Source organism: Phycisphaerae bacterium (genome assembly GCA_035384605.1).
GTDB lineage: Bacteria > Planctomycetota > Phycisphaerae > UBA1845 > PWPN01 > JAUCQB01.
On sequence record DAOOIV010000021.1, the window covers coordinates 16964 to 30393 of the forward strand.

The 13430-nt window shown below is 60.7% G+C and carries 10 protein-coding genes and 2 tRNA genes; 3 read left to right on the top strand and 9 right to left on the bottom strand.

Features of this window, described 5'->3' with window-relative positions; all coding sequences use genetic code 11:
• Positions 1–75: 75 nt before the first annotated feature.
• Entirely contained in the window at positions 76–1044 is a 969-nt protein-coding gene (locus PLL20_07245) for an aldolase catalytic domain-containing protein (protein ID HPD29774.1), read from the bottom strand.
• A 171-nt stretch (positions 1045–1215) separates the two neighbouring features.
• Between PLL20_07245 and PLL20_07250 the strand changes: the two genes are divergently transcribed.
• Positions 1216–1288, top strand: a tRNA-Ala gene (locus PLL20_07250).
• 397 nt (positions 1289–1685) lie between these two features.
• On the opposite strand, the gene PLL20_07255 is transcribed toward PLL20_07250, so the two are convergent.
• From PLL20_07255 to PLL20_07290, 8 genes are all read right to left on the bottom strand, one after another.
• A tRNA-Val gene (locus PLL20_07255) sits at positions 1686–1759 on the bottom strand.
• Positions 1760–1808: 49 nt separating this feature from the next.
• Positions 1809–2588, bottom strand: a complete 780-nt coding sequence (locus PLL20_07260; protein ID HPD29775.1) for a class I SAM-dependent methyltransferase — start codon at positions 2586–2588, stop codon at positions 1809–1811.
• 121 nt (positions 2589–2709) lie between these two features.
• The gene (locus PLL20_07265; GenBank protein ID HPD29776.1) at positions 2710–3963 is read right to left on the bottom strand and encodes an argininosuccinate synthase; all 1254 of its coding nucleotides are present in this window, start codon (positions 3961–3963) and stop codon (positions 2710–2712) included.
• Positions 3964–4128: 165 nt separating this feature from the next.
• The gene (locus tag PLL20_07270; protein ID HPD29777.1) at positions 4129–4569 is read right to left on the bottom strand and encodes a hypothetical protein; all 441 of its coding nucleotides are present in this window, start codon (positions 4567–4569) and stop codon (positions 4129–4131) included.
• 47 nt (positions 4570–4616) lie between these two features.
• Positions 4617–5387, bottom strand: a complete 771-nt coding sequence (locus tag PLL20_07275; GenBank protein HPD29778.1) for a class I SAM-dependent methyltransferase — start codon at positions 5385–5387, stop codon at positions 4617–4619.
• Positions 5388–5429: 42 nt separating this feature from the next.
• Complete coding sequence (gene aroE / locus PLL20_07280) at positions 5430–7001, bottom strand: shikimate dehydrogenase (protein HPD29779.1); 1572 nt, start codon at positions 6999–7001, stop codon at positions 5430–5432.
• 101 nt (positions 7002–7102) lie between these two features.
• Positions 7103–8680 carry a 2-isopropylmalate synthase gene (locus PLL20_07285; GenBank protein ID HPD29780.1) on the bottom strand — a complete coding sequence of 526 codons (1578 nt, stop codon included), beginning with the start codon at positions 8678–8680 and terminating at the stop codon, positions 7103–7105.
• Positions 8681–9134: 454 nt separating this feature from the next.
• Positions 9135–11330 carry a beta-propeller domain-containing protein gene (locus tag PLL20_07290; protein ID HPD29781.1) on the bottom strand — a complete coding sequence of 732 codons (2196 nt, stop codon included), beginning with the start codon at positions 11328–11330 and terminating at the stop codon, positions 9135–9137.
• Positions 11331–11863: 533 nt separating this feature from the next.
• On the opposite strand from PLL20_07290, the gene PLL20_07295 reads away from it, so the two are divergent.
• Positions 11864–12826: a reverse transcriptase family protein gene (locus tag PLL20_07295; protein ID HPD29782.1), complete on the top strand. Its 963-nt coding sequence runs from the start codon at positions 11864–11866 to the stop codon at positions 12824–12826.
• Positions 12827–12920: 94 nt separating this feature from the next.
• Positions 12921–13391 carry a hypothetical protein gene (locus PLL20_07300; protein ID HPD29783.1) on the top strand — a complete coding sequence of 157 codons (471 nt, stop codon included), beginning with the start codon at positions 12921–12923 and terminating at the stop codon, positions 13389–13391.
• Positions 13392–13430 lie beyond the last annotated feature (39 nt).

Sequence of the window (13430 nt, forward strand, 5' to 3'; positions counted from 1 at the left end):
CCAAGGGATGAACGAGCACGTCTTCTCAGAGCGGTCCTGCCGGGTGTCGAAACGCGGTACGGCAGAGAGGTGACCTCACTCGTCCGCCACACAAGTGTCGTAAAACTCAACGAAGTTGTTGCGGCCGTTGCCGCTCAGCATCTTGATCGCCGACCTTGGATGCTGGTTGAGTTGCCCGGTGATGATGTATGGCACCATGGGGCCCCACTCCACCGCCTTGCGCATCGGCTCGACATGGTCCTGCAGCAGCTTGAGTATCGGTCTGAGCCGGAATTTCGGGTTCCGAAGGAAACCGATCAGCAGTTCCATCGGGCAGTTGCCCGCCCCTCGACCGAGACCGCCCATCGTCGCGTCGATCCGGTTCGCCCCATGGATGATCGCCTCTATGGTGTTGGCGAACGCCAACTGCTGGTTGTTGTGGGCGTGAATGCCGACTTCCTTGCCGGTTCCATTCAGGTAAGACTTATACTTCTTAACCAAAATCTCAATTTGCTCGGCATAAAGGCTGCCAAAACTGTCAACAACCACGATTGTGGAAGCCGGTGACGCGGCCAGCACCTCGAGTGCCTGGTCCAGATCGGGTTCCTGCACCGTCGACACGGCCATCAGGTTACAGGTAACCTCATAGCCCTTGTCGTATGCGTCATTGATCATGGCCACGGCCGTGGGAATCTGGTGGACGTACGTAGCGACGCGCACCACGTCGATCACGCTTTCGTCCTTTGGGAGGATGTCCTCCTTGTAGTCGCACTTGTCCGCATCGGCCATGACGGCCAGTTTCACGTCGGTCTCGTTATCGCCGACTACTCGGCGCAAATCGTCCTCGTCACAGAACTTCCAATCGCCGAACTTGTCACGGGCAAAGAGCTTCTTCGACGCCTTGTAGCCGATTTCCATGTAGTCGATACCCGCTTCAACGCAGGTCTGGTAAACGGCTTTGACGAACTTTTCATCCCACTGATGGTCGTTGATGAGGCCCCCGTCACGAATGGTGCAGTCAAGGACCTTCAGTTCCGGCCGGTAAGTGATCCATGGTGCTTTCACAGCTAAGGCTCCTTAAGAAACTCACAGCTCTTTATCTTGTGAGTTTCCCTGGCGACAGTCAAACCGCCTGGCATGTCTTCGCCATAGGTCGGCAGACCAGCCGCGATTCTTGCCATTCCGGCCGCGCTATTGTCATTCAGATGCCCGGCCGATAAACTCAAGGGTCCAGATGGGGGCGTAGCTCAGTTGGGAGAGCGTCGCGTTCGCAATGCGAAGGTCGTGGGTCCGAATCCCATCGCCTCCAGTAAACGTAAGTCTTTTTGCCCAAGGGAATAACGAACAATCGCCGGCGCTGTCGCACGGACCGCGGCTCGGCTCCGGCAGTCTCGAGATCTTTTCGGTCGGCGAGCGTCGCCAAGTCGGCCGGTGATACGGGCGGTTTTCGCGCGCCACCTATTGCGCCCCCCAATACCTGTTCTTTGTGTGCAGGGTTGCCGTCGATCAGCGACGGCGTGTGTCCCGACGTCCGCCGCCGGTCTTGTCGCCTCTCCGGGCCGTTTGATGGCGTCTGAGGAGAAAGGCGCATGATGCGGCATAGAAATCTATAAAGACTTCTTTAGAACATAATTTCTTCCGGTTCCGCCGCCCGACGTTCTTGACGGCAGGAAATCAGAAGGTGAGGGTCGTTAGCTTCTCGCCATTGGGCGATACTGGACTCGAACCAGTGACCTCGTCCTTGTAAGGGACGCGCTCTAGCCAATTGAGCTAATCGCCCGCAGATGGACATTGTTCTGTTTCGGGCCGGGCCAGTCAATAGGGGGCTGTCAACCCGTTACCGGTCGTTTGCGGGCGACACAGAACAGGTTGGCCGATTCGTATCGCAGGTGATCGCCCCGCTGGAGCTTCTGAAACATGCGGTTCACGGGACCGACCGGACGCGTGAGATGATGGAATGGTGCCAGAAGTCGCATGAAAAAACCGCTGCCGTCAAACAGGCTCACCTCGAAGCCGGCACCGGACAGCAACCCGGCCAGGTCCTCGCGAGAAAAGTGCTCATGCCATCGTTTTTCGGCCGAGATGTCGCCTATCAGTCCGTCCGGGTTGGCCGCGTAACGATGTTCATAATCTTCCTGAGAATGTCGCAGACGGTAGAACCATCGGTGCAGCCGCGGAAAACGAAACTTGAGATTGCCCAGGTCCAAACAGGAAAAGACATGGAGGCCCGGCACCGTGACGATCAGTACTCCGTCATCCTTGAGCACGCGATGGAGCTCCGCAAGCAGGCCTTTCTGATTCACCACGTGCTCAAGCACGTCGAGAAGGCTGATGGAATCGATCTCCCGGTCTGCGAACGGCAATGGGAGCGGTTCCCTGCGGTGGATGAGTTCCAATCCGGGCCGCTCGCGGCGTCCGGCCTCGATCGCTTCCCGCGAGGCGTCAATCCCGATCAGCCGCTGAAAGCCCTTGTCCCTGAGCGTTTCCAGAAAACGCCCGCTCCCGCAGCCGAAATCCAGGTGGCACCGCCTGCCGGATGGCACGTGCTCCCATGCAAAGCCGTGACGGCCGGGACCGAACGGATTGTCCGGGCGAAGCACGGTTCTCATCGGCGGTCCTGTCGGTTCGATGGCGGCACGCGATGCCACGCGCCCGCAACCCAATACGTCAGGGCGGTCCGGCCTCCGGATGGCAGGCCGGTTTCCAGTTGGCCCGTCCTGTTTAGAATGCTTACTTTTTCTTCCGAGCGGCGCGGGCTCTGCTGGCGCGGGCCGCTTGACGCCGGACGATGCCGTTGACTTTCATCGGCAGGCCGAACAGGCGAATGAAGCCGATGGCGTCGGTCGAGTCATACTCGGCGCCCATGGTGAAGCTGGCCAGCGCCGGGATGAACAGCGAACGGGGGCTCTTGGTTCCAACCGCACGGCAGTTGCCCTTGTAGAGCTTGATCCGGGCGGTGCCGGTCAGCGGCTTGTTGACCTGCGTGAAGAAAGCGTCGAGGGCGTGTCTCAGCGGACTGTACCACTGACCGTAGTAGACCAGTTCAGCATACCGGTGCGACACGATCTCCTTGTAATGCAGCGTCTCGCGGTCCAGGCAGATGCCTTCCAAAGCCCTGCGGGCCTCATACAGAATCGTTCCGCCGGGAGTCTCATACACGCCCCGCGATTTCATGCCGACCAGCCGGTTTTCCACCAGGTCGACCTGGCCGACGCCGTGCTTGCCGCCCAGCTCGTTGAGTCTGGTGAGGATCGAGATCCCGTCCATCCGCTTACCGTTCAAACCCACCGGCGTGCCCTGCTCGAAATTGACTTCGACATAAGCCGGCGTGTTCGGGGCCTTTTCGATCGGCACGCTCAGGACCAGCATGCGATCCTGCGGCTCGGCCCAAGTGCCCTCCAGCTCGGCTCCCTCGTGCGAGATGTGCCAGAAATTGCGATCGCGAGAGTAGATCTTCTTCTTGGATTGCTCGATGGGAATGCCGCGGGCCTCGGCATAGGCGACGGCCGCCTCACGGCTGCGCAGCTCGAAACGCGGGTCCTTCCAGGGGGCGATCACCTTGAGCGACGGGTCAAGCGCCATGTAGGTCAGCTCGAAACGCACCTGGTCATTCCCCTTGCCGGTTGCCCCGTGAGCCACGGCGTCGGCACCATACTCGTGGGCCACCTTGACCTGCTCCTTGGCGATCAGCGGCCGTGCGATGGAGGTGCCCAGCAGATACTTGCCCTCGTAGACTGCTCCACTCCTTAGCATCGGCCAAAGGAAGTCCTTGACGAACTCCTCGCGCAGATCGCGCTCGACATACTCGCTGGCTCCGCTGTCGAGGGCCTTCTTGCGGAGGTTCTTAAGCTCGTCGCCCTGGCCCAGCTCGGCCGCAAAGGCGATGACCTCGCAGTTGTACGTTTCCTTGATCCACGGCAGAATCACGCTGGTGTCCAGCCCGCCGGAATAGGCAAGCACGACTTTCTTGACTTGGAGTGCCATTTTCTGTTCCTCAATTCGCAGGTTCTGCGCCCACAGACAGTCATCTCCCGGCTTTCATGGATCAACAAGATGGTCCACAACAACGGACCGGACCGGCCATGCCAGGAAAGAACAAGATTATCCGCGATCTGCGGGGCGGTGTCCAGATGAGAGCGGGTGATGAGGTTATCTGAGCCTCGCAGGTGGTGGGGGCTCATCGAGCCACTCCAGCCGTAGGTGGACGGAACGCTCCGGGGCGGTATCCACGAAACGCACGTGAACAACGAGCGGATCCGAGCCGATAGTCAACTCGATTCGTCCCTCTTTCGGGTGCTGGTAGATGACCGGGTCGAGTGCGGCCATGACTTTGAGCCTGTTCACCATCGATTCAAAGGTTGGTATCGGCGCGTTCGGATCGAGTTTCGATCGTGGTAAGGGCATCGATCTGCTCAAAGTGAGTTCGTCGATACTGCCCTTCGCCATCTCCAACAACAGGAGGTTGACGTACTTCTTGGTGGGGCTTGACTCTGCGAGCTCCTTCAGTTCCGCAAGGTCAATCGACGCTCCGGAGGCCTGCAGCAACTTGATGCGGCGCCGGAACCGTCTCCACCAGCCGAAAGGCCACATGGCCCAAACCTCCCGCTATTGAATTGTTCTCCGCAAGATGCCTCCGGTCAAGCTTGGATCGGCTTTCTGCCCCCGATCACGCACCACAGGTGGTACTTGACGAAGATGTCAACTCCCGCGAAACCGGTGTCCTTCAGCCACCGCATCTGATCGATGAAAGGCTCGTGCAGGTCATCACCTTTGGTTTTCGGCTGGTCGATGCGTTCGATGTTGCGCCGCTTCCAGCCGTCGAAATGCCCGCACCATCGCCGAGCATTCTCGACCAATGCAGGTGGGATGTGATCGGCCCGGCCTTGGACGTGGCGCACCCAGAAATCGAGGCTGGACCGATAGGCGTTTTCGTCGAGTGTCTTCATTTCGTCGCCGTTGATAAACCAGCCCCCCTCGGCCAACAGTCCAAAGCAGCGAGCATAAAGGGCTTTCTTTTCGTGCCGCTCCAGATGATGGATGGCGGACATGGAGAATACGCAATTCACGGGATGGTCGATCTGCCGCGTCCAGTCACCTTCCATAGGCGAGAGAATGTAGTTGATCTGCTCGCCGAATCTTGCCAGACGCCGCCTCGCGACGGCGAGGAAACTCTCGGATGAATCCACCCAGTAGCAGGTGGCCTGCGGGCAGACCGCCAGCACCCTCTCCAGAAATCGGCCGCCGCCGGCACCCAGGTCGACAATTCGCGGCCTTGGCATTGCGGCCAAGTCGGCTAATCGAATCATCTCCTGCTGTATGAAATCGTACATCGGCACCAGGAAGGGGGCTACCTGGTCATAGTCCTCGGCCATATGGGCAAAACGCTGCTTGTCATCGGTCTCCATCATCTTGTCTCCGGTATACGAGTGATTGCGGCGTCGGGATTCGGCTCAGCGCCCGAGACGCCGCAGCAGAACGTCGCGCAGAATGTCGACGGGCGCCGGCCGGCCGATCCAGCGCTCGAACTGGGCGGCAGCTTGGTTGACGAACATCGATACCCCGTCGACGGTTCGACAACCTCGCAGGCGGGCTTCTCTCAACAGGCGGGTTTCGATCGGATTATAGATGGTATCGAAGACGACCGGCTTTCCGAGTAAGGCGTCGGCGGGCAGGGGGGTGTCATCCACATTCGGCCACATGCCGATACTCGTCCCGTTGATGATGATATCGGCCTCATGATCGGCCGCTTGGTTCAACGGCCGTGCCTCGGCCCCGAACTCGGCGGCCAGCGTCCTGGCCCGCTCGAAGGTGCGATTGTAAATCGTTACCCGGCAGCCGCAGTCGCGCAAACCGGCCACGATGGCCCGGCTGACACCACCGGCCCCGAGAACGGCAACCGAGAGTCGACCCAACTCCTCGCGCGTACAGCAGATGCCTGCACACAGGGCGTCCATCGCGCCACGATAATCGGTATTGCAGGCACCGAGCGACGGTTCACCGGTCTGGACGTGCAGCGTGTTGGCCGCGCCGATTCGCTTGGCCAGCGGTTCGACGGTCCCGCCGTGCTCGGCCACGTACCGCAGCAGGTTCTCCTTGTGAGGAATCGTCACACTGCACCCGCTCAGATTCAGCCATGGCCGCGACAGGCACCCGTCAATGAAGGCGGCGAAGTCTTCATACGGCGGCTCAATACGTAGCGGCAGGTAGACCGCGTCACAGCCCGCCGCGGTGAAAGCAGCATTGAAGATCGCCGGACTCATCGAGTGCCCCACCGGACAGCCGATCACGCCGTAGACCGCCGTCGCCGGACCGATCGAGTTCCACCGGTACAGGCCGAGCATGTCCGCCGCCGTAACCTGGCCGGGTGCCGATTCCTTGCCCGCCTCCAGCGAGGCAAAGGTCAGCATCGCGCCGAGCTTGCGGGCCAGAACACGCGTTGGGATGCCGGCTTCGCCCATGGCCAGCGCGATCGTCGGTCGTTTGCCGGCCGACTCACGCAGCGCATCCAGCACACGCAGTGAGTCAACGATACTCTCAGCCTTTGTAGCTAGCTTGACCACGTCGCACGGCTCGCGAGCCATGTCTTCCAGGATGTTCAACAGGTCCGGCGGAGTCTTCTCGAAATCGTGGCGCGAGAGAATCAGCTTCAACGGCCGGGACGGGTCTCGCCCCAGCCGAAGCGCGTCGACCCGGTCCCGCAACAGGGCCGACCGTCGCCACGCGGCCAACTCAACATCGATGTAGTCACCGCCGACCAGGGCCGCCGCTTCGAACAGCCTGACACGTTGCTCCTCGCTGCCGGTGAAGTTGCCGCCTTCCTCGGCCAGACGGCATGTCATGAGCACATCCACCGAGAAATGCCCCGCCCGGTCCATCAGTGCCCGCACCGCATCGAGGCTGGGTTCCCGCAGGTGATCCAGACGCAGCTCAACCATGTCCGCGCCGAGGCGCGTTGCCTGCGCGATCTGCTCCGCCATGGCCTGGCAATTGTCGGCGGTCAGTGGGACACAGAGAGAGGTCATGGTAATCAGTCATCGGTGATCAGTTGTCAGTTCTCAGTCAGATCTCCCGGATCATCTTTTCAACTGAAGACTGATCACTGACCACTGACGACTTCCTCCGCTCATTTCTCGGGTGAGGCGCCGCTTTTTCTGCGACCCGCGACCGCCCGATTGATCGCATTCACAAAGGCCAGAACGCTCGCCTCGATGATATCCGTCGACCGCCCACGGCCGCGATAAGTCTTGCCGTTGCACACCAACTCCAGATTGGCCTCGCCCTGAGCCTCCTTGCCGCCGGTCACGGCTCGCAAGTCGAACTCCTGGAGTTTGGCCTCGACGCCGGTCAGGCGCGTGATGCAGGAGAAAGCGGCATCGATCGGTCCGTCGCCGGTCGCCGCGTCCAGGTATGTCTTGTCGTCGGCCAGGCTCCTCAATTGCACCGTGGCCGTCGGAGTGACGCCCGTCCCGCCCATCGTCTGGAGGCTGACCAACTCCCAGGTGCGCATGGCCTCGGCTTCCTCGAACAACTGGCCGACGATCGCTTCGATGTCTTCGTCGAAGACCTCCTTCTTCCGATCGGCCAGCGTCTTGAACTGCTCAAAGACCATATCGAGCTGCTTGTCGTCCAGTTCGATCCCCAGTTGCAGCAGCCGGTCGCGGAGGGCGTGCCGGCCCGAGTGCTTGCCCAACACCAGCTTGGACTCGGGAATCCCCACGTCCTGCGGGTTCATGATTTCGTAGGTCTCGCGATGTGCCAGCACGCCGTGCTGGTGGATGCCGGCCTCATGAGCGAACGCGTTTTGCCCCACGATCGCCTTGTTGCGCTGGACGTGGATGCCGGTGAGCGAGGCGACCAGACGCGAGGTCGGATAGATCATCTTCGTATTGATCCGCGTTCGCGCCTTGTACACGTCGGCTCGGGTCTTGATGGCCATAACCACCTCTTCCAGCGAGGCGTTGCCCGCCCGCTCGCCCAGGCCGTTGATGGTGCACTCTACCTGGCGGGCTCCGGCTTTCACCGCCGCCAACGAATTGGCCACCGCCAGCCCCAGGTCGTTATGGCAGTGCACGCTGATGACGGCCTTCTTGATGCTCTTCACGTGGGTCATCAGGTACTCGATGATGTTCGTGAAGTGATCGGGCGTGGAGTAGCCGACCGTGTCGGGGATGTTCACGGTTGTCGCTCCGGCCTCGATCGTCGCTTCAACCACTTCCGCCAGGAACGGCAACTCGGTACGAGAGGCATCCTCCGGTGAGAATTCCACGTCTTCGACAAAGCTCTTGGCCAACTTAACCCCCTCGACGCTGAGCTTGATGATCTCGGCCTCGGCCCGCTTGAGCTTGTATTGCCGGTGGATGGCCGAGGTGGCGCAGAACACGTGAATCCGCGGTCTGGCCGCTTCCTTCACCGCCTCGGCGGCGCGGACAATGTCTTTTTCCGTACAGCGGGCCAACCCGGCCACGCTGCAGCCTCTGACAATTCCCGAGACGGCCTGCACCGCCTCGAAGTCATCCGGCGAGGTGATCGGAAAGCCTGCCTCGATGATGTCCACGTTCAGCCGTTCGAGTGCCCGGGCGATTTCCAGTTTCTGCGCGGTGTTCAGAGACGCTCCGGGGGACTGCTCGCCGTCCCGCAGCGTCGTATCGAAGATACGAATCATGGATTGACCGTCGCCCGACTCTTCCTGTGATGTGGACATGACGTTGGCTCCTTGAGGCAGCTTCTCCGCGGTACGGCCGCAGATGCCTCGAATACGAACACGGGTTCACACGTTAGCCGACAGCCGGTCGGTTGCCAACTGCCGGCATGGCCTTTCTGGCCAAACAAACAAAAAAGCCCTACGCGACGCTGCGTAGGGCTTCGGGTTTCGCTGCTTTTCAGACCGGATCAGCCACCCGCGGACCCTACGCGCGCACTAAGCACCAGGCTGAGCAGGAGCAAGCCTTGGCAGGCGTAGGAACCGGGCTGGGTGATACCTGACCTCATCGTAGAGAATCATATCGGCACAAGAGGGCGTTGTCAACACAAAAAAGGGGTGAGCCTTCACCGTCGGTGATCGGCCCATCCCCTGATGCCTCTCTTGGTCACGGTCGTGCGCCGCCCACCCCCTGCAGACGCAGGGGACGAGCTTTCAGAGTCTCTCACACCCCGGGTTATCGCAGATCAACCGCCTCGTCGGGGACCATGATCATCGGCTCGACCCAGCCCCCGCAGTAGTCGTAGGGTGGATCGGCCCCGGCAAACTCAACCTCGGCCGTAATCGTGGACACCTCGCCGATCGCGGCGGCTTTCACCCCATTCGGGGTGACCGAAAAGACGCTATCCCTGATGAACACGCCCCGGGTATAACCGCCGTAATAGCCCCAGTAGCAGCCGTTCACCTGGGAAGTATCAACAGAGGAAATGCCGCCTAGATACTCGAAGCCGTTTGCCACGCTCACACGATAGACCATCAACCCGCTGAACTTCCAATCACCATAGGACCAGGGGTTGCCCGACGTGCCTTCGTCGTACACGTCGATCGGAAACGCCAACAAACCGTAATCCTCGCCTTGAGGCTTCCACAGATTGAACGCTTTCGGGTTGTAGTTCGCTTCGCTGTTGGTTCCCCGGCCGCCGATCCTCTCGCGGTACTGTAACTGTGGATGCTCCATGTCGCTCACGTCGAAGACCGAGAGTTGCACGCCCTTGACCCACGCCCAATCGCCGTCAGGCTCGGCGTCCTTGCCGATGGTCAGCAGGTGGTTCTCATCCAGCAACTGAATGTGATCCGAGTATCCCGGACAGATCAGTTCACCCTTCATTTGCGGCGACGTCGGTTCGCTCAGGTCGATGACGAACAGCGGGTCGGTCCGCCGGAACGTGACCACGAAGCCCCGCTCGCCGATGAACCGGGCAGAGTAGATCGTTTCGCCCCGGCCGATGTTCTCCACGCTGCCGACGATGTTCAATGCGTCCCCCTGTTGGCCGAGTACGTACACGTTGTTGGTCGTGCCGTTCCCGTTGCCGCTGAAGTCATCCTCGGTCGTCGCGATGCGAAGGTAGTCCTGGTATTCGCCGAGCGAGTACTGATTCAGGGGACGCCCCGGTACCAGCCCGCTGGCCGCGTACTCGGTGCCCGTCTCGGTGAAGCGGAACTTGTGGATCTCGGTATCGGTTCGCGTGATTTCCCAGAAGCCGGACCAGCCGTATTCGGTGTCCGTTACGTAAAGCGCCTCGGTGCTCGCGTAGATCGTTCCTGCATCGGCGACGATGCTGGTCGATACCGGCTCGCCCGTCGGGTCGTTGACGTCCAGCGTAACCACGGTGGTGAGGCCGTATCCTTGTTCGTCCAGCGGACGGAAAACGTTTTCCCAGCCGACGATGTCGCCCGACTGCTTGCCCCCCGAGGCGTTTTCAATCTCGTAATCCGGCAACCACTCTTCCAGGGTGATTTCGTCTAACTCCCTGAAGGTAATGTCGTACGGAAGCCGCGGCGTGGTGGTCAGAACAACGTGCAGCTTGCTCTCGATCATGCGGCTGGAGGCCAGCGAACCTTCCAGTCGAATCTTGGCTTCCACGGCGGGGTTGGCCGGGTCGGTCACGTCGATGATCGTCACCAGCACCTGGCTTCCGTCGTTCCATGGGCCGCCGACAATATCGTCCTCGTCGAGATCATCTGAGGAGTCATCCCCGTCATCGCAGCTTGCGCCGCTATCATCTCCGGATGTCGTGCAGTCGCCTTCTCCCTCCGAGGCGTCGCTGCCTTCGCCCGGCGGCTCTTCCGAACCTTCTCCGGTCTCAGCAAGGGACTCTCTGGCGGCACCGAAGCGAACCGACGAATCCATCAAAAGCGGCATGGGATAGTACGTGTATTCCTGCGATAAGGCGATCAGCTTGTTCCCATAGAGATAGAGCGAGTCTCCATAAGAGTCGAGCTTGATGCTGGCTGCCTCGGCCAGGGGCGAAACGGAAGCGATGTGCACCGTGCTCTCGTCGAGTACGTAGATGTAATCCCCGTCGTTCTTCACCAGATCGCTCTCATCCACGCCGGCCTCCTGGATGTTGGTTCCGGAATAATCATCGCCTCGATCAGCCCCGCCGCCCTCGGCTCCGTTTGCGGCGTCGCCACCGGTCGCCATATCCGTGGGAGCCATCGGAAAACCGCCCCAGAAGATCGGGAATGGGTTGCGGTAATTGTTTCTCATGGAGTTGCTCGCTTGACTGGCGAAGTAGCTCCTGAGCTCTTCGCCCGACGAGAAACCCTTGAGGCCGGCCACACGAGGCTTGTTATTCAGAAAGTCCAGGCAATTGGCGCCACTGAGCGAGAACAAGAACCCAATCGCAATCAGCAGTGAATAGCGTCGCATGAACGAGACCCCCTTTCTCTATTGCAGGCGATGGAGCATACGTTCCACCTGCGCGGCAGGCTTAGTCCAATTATAAGACGACACAAGGTGTCCAGAACCTGACGTCGGGCACGGGAAAACCCGCCCGGACTTCCCTTGATATCCAGATACGGCGTCCACGCCTCTAATCGACCAAATGCGGCCCACACAAGAACAAATGCAAACCCTTGTCCATAATAAGGTTGCCAATCACGCCTTGGCCAATACGCGGCGGCGCCGGTTTCGGGCGGCTGGCCGCCGTCGCACAGATCGATCCTCGGGTTTGCCCTTTTCCAGATGCGAGCACCCGCTGACACAGGATGCGCGTTGATTCGCCGCGCTTTCCGCACCATGATGGTGCTGCCGTCTTGGCGGTGTCCAAACGCAGGACACGGGCTGATGTTTCGTCAGCCGGGAAGTCTCGTGCTTCCTTACATCCAGAGCGACGGATCGCATCCGTCAGCAAGACGGTCGCGGGCGCAGCCATTGGCTCGCGCCCGCGTCCAGTTTTGAAGATGACAGCCATGTTCGGCTTTCTGAAATCCCTGTTTTCACGACGTGTCGAGCCGGCGTTACCGCCTCCGCGCTTCACGACCGTCGATCTGGCCCGGCGACTCGGCGTCGATGCGGCCGAACTGGCCCGCGTCGATGTGAGCTACAAGGCTTTTCAGGTTCCCAAACGCAGCGGAGGCATGAGAACCATCCAGGCACCCGCCCCTCCGCTCATGGCCGTTCAACGCTTGATCCTGCGCAGGTTGTTACGCCGCCTGCGCGCCCACCCCAACGCCACTGGTTTCGAACGCGGCCACTCCATCGTCACCAATGCCCTGCCGCACGTCGATAAGGACATCGTCATCCGTCTCGACCTGGTGAACTTCTTCCCCTCGATCTCGGCCGATCGCGTCGAGCGATACTTCCGCTTCATCGGATATGACCAGGAGGCGGCCACCATATTGACCCGTCTCTGCACCTATAAGGGCTCCCTTCCTCAGGGGGCACCGACGAGTCCGCGGTTGAGCAATCTGGTCAACTATCGCCTCGATGCTCGACTGGCGGCACTTGCCGAGAGCCGAGGCCTCTCCTATTCACGATACGCCGACGACATCACCTTCTCGGCTCGAATCGCCGACTTGGCTGCGACTCGGTGCGCAAATCCCAAAGCGCTGGAAAGGCAAAAACGCCGGCAGCCTCGCCCGAACGATTTGATCCATGCTGCCAAGGCCGTCATTGCGAGCGAGGGCTACCGCCTGCACATGCATCGCAAGCTGCGGGTTTCCCGTCGTCACGATCGACAACTCGTCACCGGCCTGGTGGTCAACTCCAAACCCGATTTGCCGCGGGCCACGCGTCGTCGATTGCGGGCGGTCGCGGATCACCTTCGCAGGGGCCGGCCGGCAACGCTGACACCACAGCAACTGGCCGGTTGGCATGCACTACAGGCGATGATCGCTGCCCAAAGGGCAACGCCTGCCTCGTGACCTTCGTTCGGGAAGACATGTTGTGGCCAATTTCAAACGAGATGTAGACCGGCCGCTTACACGGGCCGTTCCGCTATCGCGAAAGGACGAGCTGATGAGAAGGACAACTGTGATTGGTCTGGCGTGTGCAGTAACGTCGAGCGTTGTGGCCCTGGCCCAGGACGCACCGGCGAGCCGGCCGGGGGATGTGCCGCAATGCGAGATCGTCTCCGTCAAGCGGATCTGGGACGCTGCCCCGCACAACGCCTTCACCGATCTCATCCGCTTTCAGGACAAGTGGTACTGCACCTTCCGCGAGGGCGAGGGCCATGTCGGCGGCGACGGAAAGCTGCGCGTGCTGGAGTCGGTCGACGGCGACAAGTGGTCTTCCGCGGCTTTGCTGACTGAGGAGGGCGTCGACCTGCGCGACCCGAAGCTTTCGATTACCGCGGACGGGCGTTTGATGATGGTTGCGGGCGGCTCGATCTACAAGGGCAAGGAACTGGTTGGCCGGCCGGGAACAAACCTGGTGAACGGGCACCTCGTGAACAATGATCTTCTCCGATCCGTCGCCCCTGCCTTGTGAGACCTTCCTCAGTCCCCGAGCCGGCAACAACGTAACCTT

Excerpts from the sequence above, each read along its gene's own strand:
- PLL20_07260 (HPD29775.1), bottom strand. The coding sequence starts at position 2,588 with ATGAGAACCGTGCTTCGCCCGGACAATCCGTTCGGTCCCGGCCGTCAC.
- PLL20_07265 (HPD29776.1), bottom strand. The coding sequence starts at position 3,963 with ATGGCACTCCAAGTCAAGAAAGTCGTGCTTGCCTATTCCGGCGGGCTG.
- PLL20_07270 (HPD29777.1), bottom strand. The coding sequence starts at position 4,569 with ATGTGGCCTTTCGGCTGGTGGAGACGGTTCCGGCGCCGCATCAAGTTG.
- PLL20_07275 (HPD29778.1), bottom strand. The coding sequence starts at position 5,387 with ATGATGGAGACCGATGACAAGCAGCGTTTTGCCCATATGGCCGAGGAC.
- aroE (HPD29779.1), bottom strand. The coding sequence starts at position 7,001 with ATGACCTCTCTCTGTGTCCCACTGACCGCCGACAATTGCCAGGCCATG.
- PLL20_07285 (HPD29780.1), bottom strand. The coding sequence starts at position 8,680 with ATGTCCACATCACAGGAAGAGTCGGGCGACGGTCAATCCATGATTCGT.
- PLL20_07290 (HPD29781.1), bottom strand. The coding sequence starts at position 11,330 with ATGCGACGCTATTCACTGCTGATTGCGATTGGGTTCTTGTTCTCGCTC.
- PLL20_07295 (HPD29782.1), top strand. The coding sequence starts at position 11,864 with ATGACAGCCATGTTCGGCTTTCTGAAATCCCTGTTTTCACGACGTGTC.
- PLL20_07300 (HPD29783.1), top strand. The coding sequence starts at position 12,921 with ATGAGAAGGACAACTGTGATTGGTCTGGCGTGTGCAGTAACGTCGAGC.